General features: G+C 42.5%; 15 protein-coding genes. 9 read left to right on the forward strand and 6 right to left on the reverse strand.

Features of this window, described 5'->3' with window-relative positions; translation table 11 throughout:
• The first annotated feature begins 313 nt into the window (after positions 1-313).
• From FTT70_RS08470 to dnaJ, 4 genes are all read left to right on the forward strand, one after another.
• Positions 314-1,453 (forward strand): efflux RND transporter periplasmic adaptor subunit, encoded by a 1,140-nt coding sequence (locus tag FTT70_RS08470; protein WP_179994296.1) that lies wholly within the window; start codon positions 314-316, stop codon positions 1,451-1,453.
• A gap of 3 nt (positions 1,454-1,456) precedes the next feature.
• Positions 1,457-4,591, forward strand: coding sequence for an efflux RND transporter permease subunit (locus FTT70_RS08475; protein ID WP_180168503.1), 3,135 nt, complete (start codon positions 1,457-1,459; stop codon positions 4,589-4,591).
• A 135-nt stretch (positions 4,592-4,726) separates the two neighbouring features.
• Positions 4,727-5,104, forward strand: coding sequence for a hypothetical protein (locus FTT70_RS08480; RefSeq protein WP_167845637.1), 378 nt, complete (start codon positions 4,727-4,729; stop codon positions 5,102-5,104).
• Between the two features lie 129 nt (positions 5,105-5,233).
• Positions 5,234-6,349, forward strand: a complete 1,116-nt coding sequence (gene dnaJ / locus FTT70_RS08485; RefSeq protein WP_180168504.1) for a molecular chaperone DnaJ — start codon at positions 5,234-5,236, stop codon at positions 6,347-6,349.
• Positions 6,350-6,443: 94 nt separating this feature from the next.
• Here dnaJ and FTT70_RS08490 read toward each other — a convergent pair whose 3' ends face one another.
• Complete coding sequence (locus FTT70_RS08490) at positions 6,444-6,731, reverse strand: hypothetical protein (RefSeq protein WP_178318998.1); 288 nt, start codon at positions 6,729-6,731, stop codon at positions 6,444-6,446.
• A 282-nt stretch (positions 6,732-7,013) separates the two neighbouring features.
• On the opposite strand from FTT70_RS08490, the gene dapB reads away from it, so the two are divergent.
• The gene (dapB, locus tag FTT70_RS08495; protein ID WP_180112095.1) at positions 7,014-7,835 is read left to right on the forward strand and encodes a 4-hydroxy-tetrahydrodipicolinate reductase; all 822 of its coding nucleotides are present in this window, start codon (positions 7,014-7,016) and stop codon (positions 7,833-7,835) included.
• A 156-nt stretch (positions 7,836-7,991) separates the two neighbouring features.
• Complete coding sequence (locus FTT70_RS08500; RefSeq protein ID WP_373684975.1) at positions 7,992-8,609, forward strand: START domain-containing protein; 618 nt, start codon at positions 7,992-7,994, stop codon at positions 8,607-8,609.
• Between the two features lie 102 nt (positions 8,610-8,711).
• On the opposite strand, the gene FTT70_RS08505 is transcribed toward FTT70_RS08500, so the two are convergent.
• The 5 genes from FTT70_RS08505 to FTT70_RS08525 form a co-directional block, all read right to left on the reverse strand.
• Positions 8,712-10,151 (reverse strand): capsule assembly Wzi family protein, encoded by a 1,440-nt coding sequence (locus tag FTT70_RS08505; protein WP_180168505.1) that lies wholly within the window; start codon positions 10,149-10,151, stop codon positions 8,712-8,714.
• A gap of 176 nt (positions 10,152-10,327) precedes the next feature.
• On the reverse strand, positions 10,328-10,702 hold the full coding sequence (locus FTT70_RS08510; protein WP_136143550.1) for an endonuclease domain-containing protein: 375 nt from the start codon (positions 10,700-10,702) through the stop codon (positions 10,328-10,330).
• Positions 10,703-11,067: 365 nt separating this feature from the next.
• Positions 11,068-13,254 (reverse strand): polysaccharide biosynthesis tyrosine autokinase, encoded by a 2,187-nt coding sequence (locus FTT70_RS08515; protein WP_180168506.1) that lies wholly within the window; start codon positions 13,252-13,254, stop codon positions 11,068-11,070.
• 52 nt (positions 13,255-13,306) lie between these two features.
• Positions 13,307-13,735: a low molecular weight protein-tyrosine-phosphatase gene (locus tag FTT70_RS08520; RefSeq protein WP_180168507.1), complete on the reverse strand. Its 429-nt coding sequence runs from the start codon at positions 13,733-13,735 to the stop codon at positions 13,307-13,309.
• The gene (locus FTT70_RS08525; RefSeq protein WP_180168508.1) at positions 13,735-14,838 is read right to left on the reverse strand and encodes a polysaccharide biosynthesis/export family protein; all 1,104 of its coding nucleotides are present in this window, start codon (positions 14,836-14,838) and stop codon (positions 13,735-13,737) included. Before FTT70_RS08525 ends, FTT70_RS08520 begins: the two co-directional genes overlap by 1 nt.
• 317 nt (positions 14,839-15,155) lie before the next feature.
• Here FTT70_RS08525 and tviB point away from each other — a divergent pair, with 317 nt between their 5' ends.
• From tviB to wecC, 3 genes are read left to right on the forward strand one after another with little or no spacing between them, the layout of a single operon-like run.
• A complete protein-coding gene (tviB, locus tag FTT70_RS08530) occupies positions 15,156-16,433 on the forward strand; it encodes a Vi polysaccharide biosynthesis UDP-N-acetylglucosamine C-6 dehydrogenase TviB (RefSeq protein ID WP_180044152.1) in 1,278 nt (425 codons plus the stop codon).
• 9 nt (positions 16,434-16,442) lie between these two features.
• Entirely contained in the window at positions 16,443-17,564 is a 1,122-nt protein-coding gene (wecB, locus tag FTT70_RS08535; protein ID WP_180168509.1) for a non-hydrolyzing UDP-N-acetylglucosamine 2-epimerase, read from the forward strand.
• Between the two features lie 18 nt (positions 17,565-17,582).
• Positions 17,583-18,836 carry a UDP-N-acetyl-D-mannosamine dehydrogenase gene (wecC, locus tag FTT70_RS08540; protein ID WP_180168510.1) on the forward strand — a complete coding sequence of 418 codons (1,254 nt, stop codon included), beginning with the start codon at positions 17,583-17,585 and terminating at the stop codon, positions 18,834-18,836.
• The last annotated feature ends 22 nt before the right edge of the window (positions 18,837-18,858 follow it).

Below are 18,858 nucleotides of genomic sequence, written 5' to 3' on the forward strand. Positions count from 1 at the left end.
AGGGGTTTGCACGCACTTCATAAATGGCTTGCGCTGTAGGCTAAAACTGAGCAGATCAGGCATGAAACGAAGGGAATAGCGAGACTATTACCAAGTTTCATAACGCAATCTGAGAAAGTTTTAGCCACAGTCCTTTGGAACAAGCATATTTTTTACTGCTATTACGTTATGAGTCAGTTACTTAGAATGACTAAGTTTCCTGCCTCATGCCTTATATCAGCTAAAAATATGCGCTGTCGCAAACATAGACGAAGTGTCAGCAAACCCTACCGTATTCTGCCCTAAAAAAAACGTTTAAATAAGAGCAAACCTGATGAACACGACTCAGAATCTCATTGCCAGCCTGATGCTGCTGTGCTGTATCACCCTAATGGGATGCAGTAAGCAAAAAACCGAGGTTGAACAGGAAGTCCCTTTGGTGATGGTGACCCAGCCCAGCAGTTTACATCTTGAGCAAAAAAGCTATGCAGGCGAGGTGCAAGCACGTCAGCAAACGGCTTTGGCATTTCGGGTTGCAGGGCAAGTTACACAGCGTTTTGCCGATGTGGGAGATCAGGTCAAAGTTGGGCAAGTCTTAGCAAAACTGGATGTGCAAGATGCCGCATTGCAGCTCAATGCCGCGCGTGCGCAACTGGAAAGTGCGCAATCTGCTGCAAAAGTTGCCAGTGATGAATTGCAGCGTTTTCAGCAATTATTACCCATGAATGCAGTCAGCCGCTCGCAATATGATGCAGTCAAAAACCAGTATCAACATGCCATGGCGCAGTTGAAACAGGCGCAGTCCAATTATGCGGTTAGCAGTAATCAAACCGACTATAACCAGTTACGTGCCACAAAAAATGGTGTGATTACTGAACGCAATATTGAAGTTGGGCAGGTTTTAGCGGCAGGGCAGGTCGCTTATCAATTGGCGATTGATGGGGAGCGTGAAGTCGTGATTGGCGTGCCTGAACAAGCGGTGAGTGAAATTCGGGTCGGGCAAGAGGCAACGGTAAGTTTATGGTCACAACCCGATACCCGTTTTGCAGGTACGGTTCGAGAAATTTCCCCTGCGGCAGATCAGTCGCGTACTTTTAAAGTCAAAGTGGCTTTACGTGAAGGCAATGCACAGATTCAATTGGGGCAAAGTGCGCGGGTATTTCTGACTCGCCAAGCCAATCAGGGTTTATATGTGCCTTTATCTAGCGTGTCGGCAACAGGGCAACAAGCTTTTGTTTTGGTCTTACAGCCAGACTCAACCGTGCGCCAAATTCCTGTTACATTGGGCGCTTATGGACGTGACAGCGTGCCTGTACTGAGTGGCTTACAGCCGCAAGATTATGTGGTGATGGGTGGGGTGCATTTACTGCGTGATCGACAAAAAATTCGCCCGATTAACCGTGACAATCAAGCTGTACAGGCAGTCAATCCAACAGCTCAGGCAGCTTCTGCGGCCACACAGACGGAGCGTTAAAATATGAATTTTAACTTATCCGAATGGGCGCTGAAAAATAAAGGTCTAGTGGTCTACTTGATGCTGCTGTTGGGCATTGTCGGGATTTTTTCCTATTCCAAACTGGCACAAAGTGAAGATCCACCGTTTACTTTTAAAGTGATGGTGATTCAAACCTATTGGCCGGGAGCGAGCGCCAAAGAGGTCTCGTTACAAGTCACCGACCGCATCGAAAAAGAATTGATGAGCACGGGCGACTATGAACGCATCATGGCTTATTCGCGTCCGGGCGAGTCCATGGTGACTTTTATTGCCAAAGATTCCATGCGTTCTAGCCAAATTCCAGATGTTTGGTACAAGGTGCGTAAAAAGGTCAATGACATTCGCCATGAATTGCCGCAAGGGGTGCAAGGCCCATTTTTTAATGATGAATTTGGCGACACTTTTGGCAATATTTATGTGCTGACAGGCGCAGACTATGACTATGCCACGCTCAAAGAATATGCCGACCGTTTGCAGCTACAATTACAGCGGGTCAAAGATGTAGCCAAAGTTAATTTGGTGGGTTTACAAGATCAAAAAATATGGATTGAGTTATCTAACACCAAAGCCGCGCAACTCGGTATTCCTGTTACCGCGATTCAGCAAGCCTTACAACAACAAAACAGCATGGCAAGCGCAGGTTTTTTTGAAACCCATTCAGACCGTATTCAGGTACGTGTCAGCGGTGCGTTGCACAGTGTTGATGAGCTAAAACAAATGCCGCTGTTGGTGAATGGCACCACCATTCAACTGGGCGATGTTGCCGAGGTCTATCGTGGGTTTAGCGAACCTGCTCAACCGCGTATGCGCTTTATGGGTGAAAACGGCATTGGCATTGCGGTGTCGATGCGTAAAGGCGGTGATATTCTGGCTTTGGGTGAAAATCTGGAAACTGAATTTGCCCGTTTGCAAAAGACCTTGCCTTTGGGCATGCAACTGCAAAAAGTTTCTGATCAGCCTGTTGCGGTAAAACACAGCGTCAATGAATTTATGAAAGTGTTGGCTGAGGCGGTGATTATCGTGCTCTTGGTCAGCTTCTTTTCACTGGGTTTTCGCACGGGCTTGGTGGTGGCATTTTCCATTCCACTGGTCTTGGCGATGACTTTTGCAGGTATGCATTTGTTTGATGTCGGGCTGCACAAAATTTCACTCGGTGCGCTTATTCTAGCGCTCGGATTATTGGTGGATGACGCCATTATCGCCATTGAAATGATGGCAATTAAGATGGAGCAGGGCTATAGCCGCTTGCAAGCCGCAGGTCATGCGTGGCGTACCACTGCTTTCCCTATGCTGACAGGGACATTGATTACCGCGGCAGGTTTTTTACCCATTGCCACAGCAGCCTCAAGTACAGGGGAATATACCCGTTCAATTTTCCAAGTGGTCACCATAGCTTTGGTGGTGTCCTGGTTTGCTGCCGTGCTATTCGTGCCGTATCTGGGCGATAAATTATTGCCAGATTTTCAGCGTCATGCACAGCGAGCGCCGTGGTATCAACGTCTTTGGGCGCGTGTACGCAAACAAGCTGAACCGCAGCCTGTGCTACAGCACGCAGGTGAATTACACGACCCATATCAAACCCGCTTTTATCAAGTGTTTCGAGGTTGGGTCAATACCTGTGTGCGCTATCGTAAAACCGTCATTGCAGCGACCGTGGCCATTTTTGTCCTATCCATTGCCATGTTTAAATTGGTACCGCAGCAATTCTTTCCGCCTTCCAATCGGGCAGAAATTTTAGTCGATTTAAAACTTGAAGAGGGTGCATCCTTAACAGCCACAGAAGCAGCCGTTAAAAAAGTTGAAAAATTTTTAGCACAACAACAAGGTATCGACAATTATGTAGCCTATGTCGGCACAGGTTCACCGCGTTTCTATTTGCCTTTAGATCAGCAATTACCGCAGGCCAGTTTTGCCCAATTTGTGGTATTGGCATCGTCTTTAGAAGACCGCAATCAAATTCGCCGTAATTTATCTGAACAAATTCGCTTGTTATTGCCAGAGGTGCGTACTCGCGTGTCATTATTGGAAAATGGCCCACCAGTGGGTTATCCATTGCAATTCCGCGTGTCAGGAGAAGACTTGGCACAAGTGCGACAATGGGCACAGCAAGTCGCAGCCACCATCAGTGCCAATCCAAACAGTACCAATGTGCATTTAGATTGGGGTGAGCCGAGCAAAGTCATTCAATTGCAGATTGATCAAGACCGTGCCCGTCAAATGGGGGTGTCGAGTCTGGATTTAGCTAACTTCCTTAATAGCTCTATCAGTGGCGCGGCTATTAACCAGTATCGTGAAAAACGTGAACTGATTGAAATCCGTTTACGTGGTGATCAAACCGAGCGCCTAGATGTCGCATCTTTAAGCAGTTTGGCTATACCGACTTCACGTGGAACATCGGTGCCGTTGGCGCAAATTGCACAAATTGAATACCGTTTTGAAGAAGGCTTAATTTGGCATCGTAACCGCTTGCCGACCATTACCGTACGTGGTGATATTCGTAGCAATTTGCAACCTGCAACGGTGGTGGCAGAACTGTCTGAACCGATGGCAGCCTTGCGTGAAAAATTGCCAAATGGCTATTTAATTGAAGTGGGCGGTACAGTTGAAGAGTCGGCACGTGGGCAAAAGTCAGTCAATGCAGGCATGCCATTTTTCCTTGCAGTGGTGATGACCTTGTTAATGATTCAGCTGCGTAGCATGTCTCGTGCATTCATCGTATTTTTGACTGCACCGCTCGGCATTATTGGCGTGGTATTGTTTCTGTTGCTGTTTAACAAACCCTTTGGTTTTGTGGCGATGCTCGGCACCATTGCCTTATCGGGCATGATCATGCGCAATTCTTTGATTTTAATTGATCAGATTGAGCAGGATATTCGGGCTGGGGAATCGCAGTGGGACGCGATTATTAACGCTACGGTGCGCCGTTGTCGTCCAATTGTACTGACCGCTTTGGCGGCAGTATTGGCCATGATTCCACTTTCTCGCAGTATTTTCTTTGGCCCGATGGCTGTGGCGATTATGGGCGGATTAATTGTCGCGACCCTATTAACCCTGTTCTTTTTACCTGCATTATATGCACAGTGGTTTAAAGTGAAAAAAAATCCACATAATCTGTAAAAGTGACATAATAACGGGTGCGAAACTTGGAAAATTTCAATATAGTAGCACCTTATATTTTTCAGCCTTTGCATACGTCACAGCATGCGCCAGATTAAAAAATAAAGCATGGCACAGATGGGGTTAAATCACATTATGAAGCAAGATAACTTGTTAAAGTTTCGCCGTTCGGTTGCGATCTCTTACGTGTTTATGTTTTTTGCTTTATTTACTGTGGTGAGTGGTGCATTGGCGTATTGGTATGCACGAAAAGTGATTGTGGTCGATAGCACTGAAGTCTGGTTACAGGCACAGGCTTTATGGATCATGCGTAATGTGGTGATTTACAGTGTGTTGGCATTGTTTGCTGCATTGTGGTTTATTCCATTGGCCTTCTTTCCTTGGGATGCCTTTTTATGGGTCAAAGCCTGCACCGTAGCAGGTGTGGTCTTTGCCGTGATTGCCTTCTTGTTTTTAATCAATGCTTGGATTAAAGGGCTATCCAAATTTTTGAAAAATAAAGCTGTGTTCTAATGGCTTGAACTTCATCTAAAGCACTTCAGCTAAAATTTTTAACAGCTTTCCCTTGTAAAACTCAGTTTGACCCCAATTTCAGACTTCAGTTAAGTTTTAAATAGAATTCCGTGAGGAGCATCGCCAGACATGGCTAAACGTGATTATTATGAGGTTTTGGGCGTCTCTAAAACCGCTAGTGATGATGAAATTAAAAAAGCCTACCGTAAGTTGGCGATGAAATATCATCCAGACCGTAACCCGGACAATCCTGAAGCTGAAGAGAAGTTTAAAGAAGCTTCAGAAGCGTATGAAGTTCTGTCAGACAGCGAAAAACGCAGCATGTACGACCGTATGGGCCATCAAGCCTTTGAAGGTGGTATGGGCGGTGGTGCTGGCGGCTTCGGTGGTTTCAGTGCGGAAGATATTTTCAGCCAGTTTGGGGATATTTTCGGTGGAGCCTTTGGTGGGGGGGGGCGTGGCCAGCAACGTCAACGCCGTGGTTCAGACTTACGCTATGTGATGGAATTGACGCTTGAAGAAGCAGTCAAAGGCGTTAAGAAAACCATCACCTTTACAGCACCTGCGCCATGTGAAGCTTGTGATGGTAAAGGCTCAGAAAATCCAAATGATGTTGAAACCTGTCCAACCTGTCATGGTGTGGGTCAAGTACGCATGCAGCAAGGTTTCTTCTCGGTACAGCAAACCTGTAGCACTTGTCGTGGTCAGGGCAAAATTATCAAGAACCCATGTAAAAAATGTCATGGTTCGGGGGTGTCAGACCGTCAACAAACTCTTGAAGTGACCATTCCTGCAGGGGTGGACAATGGCGACCGCGTACGCTTAACAGGTAAAGGTGAGGCGATTCGTGATGGTCAATCGGGAGATTTATACGTAGAAGTAGTGGTGCGCGAGCATGAAATCTTCCAGCGTGATGGTGCCGACCTATATATGGATGTACCTGTCAGCATTGCCGATGCTGCTTTAGGTAAGGAAATTGAAATTCCGACTCTAGATGGTCGCGTGAGTCTGAAAGTGCCTGAGGGAACACAGACGGGTAAATTATTCCGTTTGCGTGGTAAAGGGGTAAAACCTGTGCGTAGCAGTATGCAGGGCGATTTGCTCTGCCGTATTGTGGTGGAAACACCTGTGAATTTAACTGCACGTCAGCGTGAATTGTTAAAAGAGTTGCAGACGACGATGGAAGGTGAGGGCAGTCAGTCATCACCAAAGAAAAAGTCTTTCTTTGATCGTTTGTTTGATTAAGGAAACCTAGGTTAGGTATGTCAAAGCACGACCTGATCTAAACTCAAAAATAAAGGCGATCTTGAAGATCGCCTTTGTTGTATCTGCTGTACTCTTATTCGACTTCAGGTACATCAATCTCTAAAACATCCACCATTTCAGTCGTTGCTGTTTCAACGGTAGTTTGTGGTTGAACGGTTGCAACAACCACATTTTCCGTTGGTGCTGTTTCTTCTAGTTCAGGTGCATCGACTTCAACAGCAAGCGGTTCTTGTAGTGTCACGCTAATACGGACTTTGGACAGGCTTTCTAGCGTATCCCCTTCTTGAAGTGCAGGCTCTGCAAATACGGATGCTGTGCTCATGCCTAACAATAATGCCAATACAATTTTCTTCGAATGCATGTAAATCCCCTTTAATTTTTGCAGTTGTTATCATTCGTGCAGGCTAGTCTGCGCATACAAGTTTGCAAATTTGTGAAATAAAATAAAAAATGAGTATTTTCAGATAAATTTTTAGCATCGCTTCGTTAAAAGTTTACCTGAGGTATGTAAAGTGACCATCAGCAGCCCAGTCAAAGTCGCTTTCCGATAAAAATAAACCCAGAAACTTGGCAGACAAACTTAGTCTAGGCAGCGAGTTTTGCTATAGTAAGCACAATTTAGAATCTATTTTAGGAATATGCTATGTCAGCAACTCCACGCATTGGTGTATTAGGCGCAGGCGGCCGCATGGGACGCATCTTAATTCAAGCTGTTCAAGAAGCAGGCTACCAATTGGCTGCCGCAGTAGAGCGTCCAGAAAGCAGTTTATTGGGTGCAGATGCAGGAGAGTTGGCAGGTGTAGGTACACTGGGCGTGAAAGTGGTGGGTAGCCTAGAGCAAGTATTAGCTGACTGCGATGTCGTGATCGACTTTACCGCACCAGTTGCTACTGCACAGCACTTAAAGCTTTGTCGTGAAGCAGGCGTGGCGATTGTGATTGGCACCACAGGCATGAATGATGAACAAAAAGCACTCTTAGAAGAATCGGCTCAACAGACCCCAGTGGTGTATGCCGCCAACTATTCAGTTGGGGTAAACGTATCTATTAAACTGCTGGAATTAGCAGCCAAAGTCTTTGGTGATAGTGTAGATATTGAAGTGATTGAAGCGCATCATCGTCATAAAGTCGATGCACCATCAGGCACGGCATTAATGATGGGTGAAGCCATTGCAGCAACCTTAGGTCGTGATTTAAAACAAGATGCCGTTTATTGCCGTGAAGGACATACAGGGCCACGTGAACGGAAGAGCATTGGTTTCCAAACCATTCGTGGTGGCGACATTGTGGGTGAACATACCGCGATGTTTATTGCCGATGGCGAGCGTGTGGAAATTACTCACAAAGCCACCAACCGCATGAACTTTGCTGCAGGTGCCGTGCGTGCTGCAGCGTGGGTAGTGGGACGCGAAGCGCGTAAATACGATATGAAAGATGTCCTTGGATTTAACGATATTCAGGTTTAAATCGCCACTGATGATAAAATAATAAAAACTGCTTGAACAAATCGTGATCTGCAGTTAAAACTAGGGTCTGATGTCATGGATGATGACGCATCAGACCCCACATAAAACTAAAATAAGATGCACAAGATAATGAAAAAAATTCTGCCAATTCTTGGCATGATCGCCTGTAGCTGTATCACGCATGCGCAAAGCCTTGAACATGCCAAACTGAGCATACATAAAAACAATATTAAAGTCTGGACCTTTCAACAGCAGTCTAGCCCTGTGTTTTTGTATAAGGCAGAAACCACCTTTAATGTGCCTTTAGAAAAAGCAGCTGCTCTAATTTTAGATGTTGATCATGCCGTGAAATGGGTGCCTTATGTGGGCAGCGTGAAAGTCTTGTCACGAGATGATCAGAAAGGTGAGTTCTTACTGTACATGGTGCTGGACTTTCCATTTCCCTTGAAAGACCGAGATTTAGTGGTTAAAGGCAAAATGAGCAAAGATGCACAGGGGATTATCAGCATTCAAAACACAGCCATTGAAGGCGGCTATCCGCTAAATCCTGACTATGTGCGTATTCGGCAGTATGAGGGCGATTGGACTTTTCAGAAATTGGGCAATCAGAAAGTAAAGGTCAGTACCTATGGCTATGCCAACCCTGAAGGTGCCATTCCTTTAAGCTTTGTGAATATGTTTGTGCAGCAACAACCGTATCAAATGCTGCAAAAGATGAAAATTGAATTGGGTAAAAACCGTAATTATAAGGGATTGCCTGAAATTTTACGTTAAGTTTAGCCTGTGTGGGCTTTAGAGCATGATGCAAAATAAAATGGATGAAATCGGTGTCGATCTCATCCATGATGTATTTTCGGTCTAGCTTATATTATAGACTTAATAAGAAAACAGCCCTTTTTCTAAAGGAAACTCAATTCCAATCGATGCACCACCATCATTGCCATGGATATCTGAATCGCTGATCCAACCATTCAGTTTAAGTGGAATATCTGGGCGTAAATAGTGCGTCCAAGTCAAATCCAAAGCTTTTAACTGGTCTTTTTCTGGGAAAGCATAATTCGTATTTCGATTGGATTCATTCAATTTGGCAAACAACATACGTGCATTCACGCGGTTCATACGATCAAAACGAATATCCCCACCGACTGAAATCATTTGTCCATCACCACCCATGGCATGCGCTAAAGGGTAGCCATGTTGATAAAAACCACCTTTATAGACACTGTGATTATAAGTAATGCCTTGTGCTTTACCATTGGTACGGGTATCTGCCCATTCGGTATAGAGTTGGAACGGCATATTTTGATAGCTTGATGAATAATCTACCCCAGCCAGATACATTTTTTTAGCGGGTAAGCCACCTGCTTCATCTTCACCTGCATATTGTGCATAGATTCCCATTGGAACTTGTACCAAGGGCTGTAGGTTCAAACGTGCATCAAATCCTGCCACTTGGTTAGAGGGATTGGTGGTATCACCATACACATTATCTTTACCAATAACCGCATCCCAGAGTGAATCAAAACTTTCAGGTCGACCTTCACCACCCCATTGGATTGCACGTGATGCCCCAAGTTCTAAATAATGCAGTGGTTGTGCTGTAACACGTAAACCTATCAGTTTTGCATCGGGCACAGCATCGTAATCATGCAATTGACCTGCAAAAGCTTGGTATTGCCATGGACCAATCCATGATAACCATTTGTTGCTGAAAGCTTGTTGTTCGGCACGTTGCATAGTTACGCCGTAAACTGGGCGGCTGGCATCACCACGAATTAAACTGCCGTCATGGGCAGGCCCCCAGTAGGTTGGAATTTGCCCTGCAATGAGCCATTGATTCCAAAGCTTGGCTGCAATATAGGAACCTTCAACATTGACATCTTGATCGTTATCAATTTGTGGGTCTTTTTCTGCATTGACCCGAATTTTAGCATCCCAGTGTTGATTGCCTGCATTGAGTTCCAAGCCTGCTTGATATTGCGCTTTTTGTTGGTCGCCAAAGGCTTGTGGAATATTCTTTTGATCTGTTTCTGCAAAAAGCGAGGCTTTGAGTAGTTGGTTATTGGCATTTAAATGTGCCACCACTGCATCTATGACTTTTTGTTGATTGTTGTTGCTGACATTGGCTTGAGAAAGTGCACGTTGAATTTCATCACCACTCATAGGCCAAGTTGACGTACTAATTTGAATGACGCCTTGCTGATTTAGCCAGTTTAAATCGGTACGTAAGTTTTGGTCATTTAAGACAATGCCTTGGGCAAAGGTTAAGGATGAGCTTAATGCCAGTGTCGCCAACAGCGCTTTGGGTGGAAACATTCTTATATATTCTCAGCGTTTATAAACTGTAACCAAGATAGGTTTTTGAGTGGATTTTTGCAATGTGAATTGTTGAGTATTGTTGTAAATTTCAGAAGAAAGTTCTTCTGTAAACGGTGGAGGCTAGCACTAGTAAGGGCTTTGTAATAAATGCTCCCACCCTTTTTAAAGGGAGGCTAGGAGGGATTATCAGCGTGTTGACTTAAAATCACATTTTCAATCGTTTGGACGACTGCATCGAGTTCATGCAAAATTTGTAAATTGTTAAATCTTAACACCGTTAAATTTAACTGTGTTAAAGCCTGATCACGTAATAAATCATACTTTAAGCCTTTTTCGTTCAAATGTTGGCTGCCATCGCATTCAATAATTAAACTTGCCGCAGGACAGTAAAAATCTACAATAAAATTCAGAATAGGCTTTTGCCGGTAAAACTGTAAGCCCAAGAGTTGTTTTTGACGCAGTCGTAACCAGAGTTTTTGTTCTGCTTCGGTCATATTGTTTCTTAACTGTCGTGCGTTATATTTTAAATTTTTGTTATAGGGTTGCATGGTTTTTTATTCTTTGTTTTAAAAAGTGGTTTATTTTTAATTAGCTTTCTTGTGACATACATAGCTCATCTTTTTAGATTTTTTTAATCCCCCTCCTTGCGCCATATATGGCTCACCTTTTTCAAAGGGGGAAGCTAGCACAAGCAGAGGCTTTGTAATGAAACATTCCTCCCTTTTTAAAGGGAGGTTAGGAGGGATTTTAACGTTGGTGGCTTTTGCTGTATATAGCTCACGTTTTAGATTTTTTTAATCCCCCTCCTTGCGCCATATATGGCTCACCTTTGACAAAGGGGGAGGCTAGCACGAGATATAGCTCATCTTTGACAAAGGGGGAAGCCTAGCACCAGCAGTGCAGATTGAATAAATCAATCCTCATTCTTATTGGCTTTATAGGCATAGGCATAGTTATAACCATAGCCATAACCGCCCGCTTCACGTTGAATATCATTCAAAATAAAGCCGTTGACTTTCACGCCAGCTTGTTCAAAGCGGTTGACAGTCAGTTCAAGCTCTTTCATTTGCGTCTTGGCATAACGTGCCACAACCAAATTCACACCCGCATATTGTGAAATAATAATCCCATCGGTGACCGCAAGAACTGGCGGGGTATCAATCAGAATATGGTCAAACTGACTAGACAAGTGCGTGAGCATGTCTGCAAATTTTTGCGTACTTAACAACTCTGACGGATTGGCAGGACTTTTACCACGGCTGATGAAGCTTAAATTTTCAACTTCAGTATTGCGCACAACACTGCCTAACTCTTGTTGACCATTCAGGTATTCGGTTAAGCCAGGCTTAGGGTCGTAATTAAAGTATTTGTGCATATAACCACGACGTAAATCGGCATCAATCAATAATACGCGCTTATCACTTTGCGCCAAAATAGTCGCTAGGTTGGTTGAAATAAACGATTTACCCAACTCTGGTGCAGGGCCAGAAATCATAATGATATTGTTTTTGGCACTGCTTAAGGCAAAGTGAATAGCAGTACGCATGCTGCGCAGGCTTTCAATGGCAATATCATCACTATTTTTAACCGCAAGAATAGGAATATTCTTTTTCTTTTTCAGAATTTTAATACGGCTTTCTTGCACAGGTGAACGTGGCACAGTGGCATAAACAGGTAAATCCAGTTCATTTTCAATCTGATTCGAGTCTTTAATACCTGAGCGCAACATATTACGCAGTAAGGCCAATAATGTGCCCAGAAAACCACCCAAGAAAATGGACAAAATTAAAATTTGTAATTTCTTTGGTTTAATTGGCTCAATCGGCTCTACCGCAGTATCGACAATACGGACGTTACCAATTTCACCTGCTTTAGCAATCCGCAGTTGTTGGTAAGAGTTAAGCAAGCCCGTATACAGCTGTTGTTTGACTTCTACTTCACGGAACAGTTGTAAATATTGGCGTTGTAATTCTGGCAAGCGTTTAAGTGTGCCGTCTAATTCAGCAATTCGTTTGTTAATCGCACCCAATTGAGCATTCATTTGCTGCATGACAGGGTGTTCATTGGTGTATTTGGCAGCAGCTTCAGCCACTTGTTGCTCTAACTGCGCTTTTTGGGTTTCCAAAGTAATACTTTGAGTTAAGTACAACTCAGATTCTTTGGTGACATCGACCGTATTAAACTGTTGGCGGAAACGGTTAAATTCACGTTCTGCCACATCTAACTGTTGTTTCAGTTCTGGGAGTTGGTCTTCCAAAAACTTTAAGGTCTGTGCAGTTTCTGCACTACGACGCTCAATATTTTGTTGGCTATAAGCAACTAAAATTGCATTTAACACTTGGGTAATGTGTTGTTTGTCTTGCCCTTGATAATTCAGCCCCAACACGCCTGTTAACTTGCCTCTTTCTGCTACAGAATAGTCAGCGGTTAAGCTTTTCATGGCAGCAGGTAAGCTTTGTTTTTGGATGTTATAGGTAGCGTTAAAGCTGTCTTGACTAAAAATAGCCACTTTCCACACCCCAAATTCAGACTGTAATTGACTGACTTGGTTTAAAGGTGCAGAAAAAACCACCTGTTCGGTTGCTGCATCGGTTAGGCTGTATTTGCCTTGTGCAAATTTTAAAATTAAGTTTTTATCTTGAAAGTATTGTGGGATATCGAACTGGCGGATATCAAAACTTTTTTGATTGTCTTTAAATAGTACCGATTGCGCTGAATACTCGCTGTCATATTCATGCTTGGCAATTAAACGATTCCAGAAACTGTCTTCTGTACCCGAAACGCGAATATTTAAATTTAGATGATCAATCACGTTACCCAACACCAAACGTGATTTTAAAATTTCAATTTCAGCTTGTGCAGGCGATTTCTGCTCAATCATGCTGGACAGATCACCCAATAGTGCTGCAGAGGCTCCTTTACTGTCTTCGACCTGTACTAAGGCATCTACTGCATAGGTGTCTGGTGTGGTTCTTAAATACAGTAAAGCGCAGACTACACTGAGTAGAACGCAAAGAATAATCAGTTTCCATTGTGCGATTAAGGAGAAAAATAATTCCTTTAAATCAATGGTGTCTTCGGTGTTGGCGGTTTGGCTCATAGTTTAAATATCAAAAAAGTAGAATATCAAAAAAATCTAGAATATCAAGAAACTAGATATATTTTTTCCAGTCGGCAATGCAGGCTTGAATTAATGTGCAGGTTTCATCAAATACGGCCTGATCGTGCTGATATGGGTCAGCGACGTTTTTACTTTGCCAGTGCCCCAATCTAAAGGTTTTGCCCTTAGCAAATGGCCAAGTTTGTTCCACATGCTTTTGCTGATTTTGGCTCATGACCAAAATTAAATCGGCTTTTTTAATCAGCTCTGCATTGAGTTTTTTTGCTACATGTGGACTCATGTCGATGCCGTGACGTTGCATACATAAACGGGCTTTGTCATCGGCTGCATGACCCACCAAGCCTGAAATACCTGCAGATTCAATCTGTAAGTGTGGATATTGCTGTTTTAAAAAGTATTCTGCCATGGGGCTACGGCAAATATTGCCAATACACACCACCAAAATGTGATTAATTTTCATTAGTTCCCCAAACGATCTAGGTTGTATAAAGCATTTGAGAATGGAATAATTTGGTTAACCACACGTTGCCAGCGGGCCAAGCCTGAAGCATCGACATACACAATATCATTGCTGCGCATTTTAAACTGATTGGCCAGACCAAAGTCGGCAATGCTGGTTAAATCCATGTGATAGACTTCGGTATGTGCTGCATTGGGCTGACTACGAACCACATAGATTTTACTGCGGCTGGCAGACAGTGGGTTTAAGCCTAGGCTTTCACCTAATACATCGCTTAAGCTCATGCCTTGATCACGCATAGGGAGCGATTGATTTTTACCTGATTCACCCATGACATAAATTTTTTGGTTTTCACGGTTGTTGACATACAAGGTGTCATTTGGCTGGATGAGTAAGTTGTGCAATGACAAGCCTGCTTTTTCCAACTCTACGGTATTGAGTTGATAGCTACGCCCCTGACGCACTAAAGTCATAGAAGCATTGTCACCTTGTTGGGCATTGACCCCGCCTGCCATACCTAAAGCGGTATATACACTGATCGGTTGATCATTTAAATAGAACTGCCCACCTTTCATAACATTGCCTTGTACCGAGTATCGCTGCCCTTGGTAAGACAGCACCCGCACAATCACGTCTGGGGTTTTTAAATAACGTGCTAACTGTCCGCGTAACTCGCGATTCACTTGTGCTAAAGATTTACCTGCAGCTTTATAACGCCCGATAATCGGAAACTGAATATAACCCTGTGAGTCAATTTGATAACCATTTGACTCAACGGCTTTTTCGTTACTAATGGTATTGGTTGGCGGGGTAATTTCAGGATATGCCCATAAATAAATAGAGAGAATATCACCTGAACTTAAGGTGTATTGACGCTGTGGTGTATGAAATAAATGCGCATAGTCTTGTTGAATATTGTGAACTGCAGGCTGCACCGCAAGCATTGAGTCTTGCGTGAGTTTAATCACATTGACTGCTGTGCCCAAGTCAGTGGTATAAACCCCTTCGCGAGGTAAGTCAGAGGTTTGTAAACCAGAGGTGACAGCGCACCCCGTAGTGGCAATGCCACATGCCAATAAAACAGCCAGTTGAAAGTGTCGCACGCGAGATTCCATTATTAATTTTTTAAAATCTTTTAAATAAATTGCTGTCATTTTACCGAACTTGTAAAATAGGTACATAGCAATTTGTAATCAATTTGCATATTCTGTCAAATCTTTTACAAAGAAGATGATGCAATCCGTAAATTGTGAATTTAACCTAAAATTAAAAAGTTGAATATTCACAAAAACTACACACTGATGCATCTTTCAACTAATTTGAGCACAAATCATAATAGAAATTTCATAAATTTCTGCTAGTATCCCTGCCGAAAGATTCATTCTTCATAAAATACAGATATAAATTTAAAGGCGCTCAAATGCTACAGCTCTCAGACCTAAAAATTGCCATTATTGGTTTAGGCTATGTCGGTTTACCCCTAGCGGTTGAATTTGGCAAGCAGCTGCCTGTTGTGGGTTTTGATATTCAGCAAAAACGCATACAAGAATTACAAAGTGGGCAAGATCACACTTTAGAAGTGTCTCCAGAAGAACTTAAACAAGCAACACAACTGACTTATTCCGCTAATTTAGATGATTTGAATAGCTGCAATTTTTTTATTGTGACTGTTCCAACGCCAATTGATGAATTTAAACAACCTGATTTAACCCCACTTATTAAAGCGTCTACTAGTATTGGAAAAGTACTCAAAAAAGGCGATGTAGTGGTGTATGAGTCTACGGTATACCCAGGTGCTACAGAAGAAGCTTGTATTCCAGTTTTGGAACAAGTCTCAGGCTTAAAATTTAATCAGGATTTTTTTGCAGGCTATAGTCCAGAACGGATTAACCCAGGCGATAAGCTGCACCGTGTGACCAATATTTTAAAAGTAACATCGGGTTCTACCCCAGAAGTTGCAGACTTTGTCGATGCAGTCTATCAACTGATTGTGACTGCAGGTACACATAAAGCACCGAGTATAAAAGTGGCTGAAGCAGCTAAGGTCATTGAAAATACCCAGCGTGATGTGAATATTGCTTTAATTAATGAATTGGCTGTTATTTTTAATAAGTTGGGTATAGATACTGAAGCGGTTTTACAGGCTGCGGGAACCAAGTGGAATTTTTTACCTTTCCGTCCAGGTTTAGTCGGTGGGCACTGTATTGGGGTAGACCCGTATTATTTAACCCATAAAGCACAGTCTTTAGGCTTGCATCCAGAAATTATTTTAGCAGCACGTCGTTTAAATGACCGTATGGGTGAATATGTTGCAACGCAATTGATTAAAGAGATGGTGAAGCAGCGTATACAAGTGGTGGGTTCAAAAATTTTAGTGATGGGCTTAAGTTTTAAAGAAAACTGTCCAGATATTCGTAATACTAAAATTATTGATATGGTTCAGGCTTTAAAAGAGTATGAGCTGGATTTAGATATTTATGACCCGTGGGTGGACCCAAAAGAAGTGGAGCATGAATATGGTTTGGCTCCAATCAGTGCATTGCAGAATAATGAATATGACGCGGTTATTTTAGCAGTTGCTCATGATCAGTTTAAACAAATGACAGCGGCAGAAATACATGCTTTGGGTAAAGCTAAGCACGTACTCTATGATTTAAAATATGCATTAAATAAACAAGATAGTTCAATTCGGTTATAAGGTAGTATTGTGAAAAAGAAAGTATTGTTGGTCTTCGGTACACGACCAGAAGCAATTAAAATGGCGCCATTGGCATTACAATTAAAACAACAAGAAGGCGGTTTTGAAACTAAAGTGTGTGTAACAGGTCAGCATAGGCAAATGTTGGATCAGGTGCTGGAACTTTTTAACTTAACACCAGATTATGACTTAAACTTGATGAAACCAGGACAGACCTTGTCTGATATTACTTCTGGCGTACTTAAAGGTTTAGAGCAGGTTTTTGCTGAGTGGACACCAGATGTTGTGTTGGTGCATGGCGATACGGCCACAACTTTTGCCGCCTCTTTAGCTGCTTACTACCATAAAATTGCGGTTGGTCATGTAGAAGCAGGTTTGCGTACTGGCGATATTTATTCACCTTGGCCTGAAGAAGCAAATCGTAAACTTACTGGTGCGTTAACCACTTATCATTTTGCGCCGACGCAATCTTCTTATAATAATTTAATTAAAGAAAATATAGACCCGAAAAATATTACCATTACAGGCAATACGGTTATTGATGCTTTGCTTACTGTAAAAGAAAAGGTTGAAACAGATCGGGCGGTTATTGCTCAGTTTGAGCAGCAATTTAACTTTTTAGATTCTACAAAAAAATTAATTTTGGTGACAGGTCACCGCCGAGAAAATTTTGGTCAGGGCTTTTTAAATATTTGTACAGCATTGGCGAATATTGCAAAACAGTATCCTGATGTGCAAATTGTATATCCTGTGCATTTAAACCCAAATGTACAACAACCAGTCAATGAGTTGCTGTCAGATATTTCAAATATTTATTTAATTGCCCCACAAGATTACCTGCCTTTTGTATATTTAATGAACCGAAGTTATTTAATTTTAACCGACTCTGGGGGTATTCAGGAAGAAGCGCCTTCTTTGGGCAAGCCGGTATTGGTTATGCGAGATACCACCGAGCGACCAGAAGCGGTAGAGGCGGGTACAGTAAAACTGGTGGGAACAGATGCAGCTTTGATTCAACAGTCTGTGGTTGAGCTGCTAGAAAATACTGAATTATATGAAACAATGGCAGCAGCACATAACCCGTATGGGGATGGAACAGCCTGTAAACAGATTATTGAAGCTTTAAAGTAATAAAGAAGGTTAAAAAGAATGCAACAGTTTAAGCATATTTGTGTCATTGGTTTAGGTTATATCGGTTTACCAACAGCAGCAACTTTTGCTGCCCATGGTGTAAAAGTTACAGGTGTAGATGTTAATCCGCACGCGGTAGATTTGATTAATCAGGGGAAGGTTCATATTGTAGAACCAGATTTAGATGCTTTAGTGCGTGATGTTGTTGGACAACAAAAGCTTTCTGCACAATTAAGTCCTGTTGCTGCAGATGCTTATATTGTGGCTGTACCGACCCCTTTTAAAGATAACCATGAACCAGACTTAAAATATATTGAGTCTGCGGCGAAAGCGCTTGCTCCACATTTGGTGAAAGGAAATTTAGTTATTTTAGAGTCTACCTCGCCAGTAGGTGCAACTGAGCAAATGGCAGCATGGTTAAGTGAAGCACGTCCAGATTTAAGTTTCCCGCAACAAGCTGGCGAGCAAGCCGATATTTTAATTGCTCACTGCCCAGAGCGTGTGTTGCCAGGAAAAGTGCTGCAAGAGTTGATTAGTAATGACCGTATTGTGGGTGGAATGACACCTCGTTGTTCGCAAGCGGCAATTGATTTATACAAGGTTTTTGTTAAAGGTGACTGTATTGAAACCAATGCACGTACCGCAGAAATGTGTAAGCTGACAGAAAATTCATTCCGTGATGTAAATATTGCATTTGCCAATGAGCTTTCTATTATTTGTGAAGAATTAGACATTAATGTATGGGAGTTGATTCAACTTGCGAATCGTCACCCACGAGTCAATATTTTACAGCCAGGTCCTGGAGTAGGCGGGCACTGTATTGCGGTTGATCCATGGTTTATTGTGTCTAAAACGCCAGAGCAAGCTCGTTTAATTCGTACTGCACGTGAAGTCAATGATGCAAAACCTGAGTGGGTGATAGATCAGGTTAAAATTAAGATTGCAGAGTTTTTACAAGAAAATCCTGAAAAAACCATTAAAGAGGTTACGGTTGCTTGCTATGGTTTAGCGTTTAAACCAGATATTGATGACTTGCGTGAAAGTCCAGCTTTGGAAATTACCAAAAAGCTTGCAGAGCAAGGTTTAAATATTTTAGCGATTGAGCCGAATATTTATGAACTTCCTGCTAAATTGCTTTCAAATGTAAAGTTGATTAGTTTAGAAGAACATGAAGTTGCTGATATCCATTTAATTTTAGTTGATCACAAAGAATTTAAGCAGGTCAATTTAGATTCATTAAAATATATTTTAGATACTAAAGGAATAATTTGAAAAATTTATAATTTAATTATTG

It is taken from the genome of Acinetobacter sp. YH01003 (assembly GCF_013420525.1).
GTDB classification, from domain to species: Bacteria; Pseudomonadota; Gammaproteobacteria; order Pseudomonadales; family Moraxellaceae; genus Acinetobacter; species Acinetobacter towneri.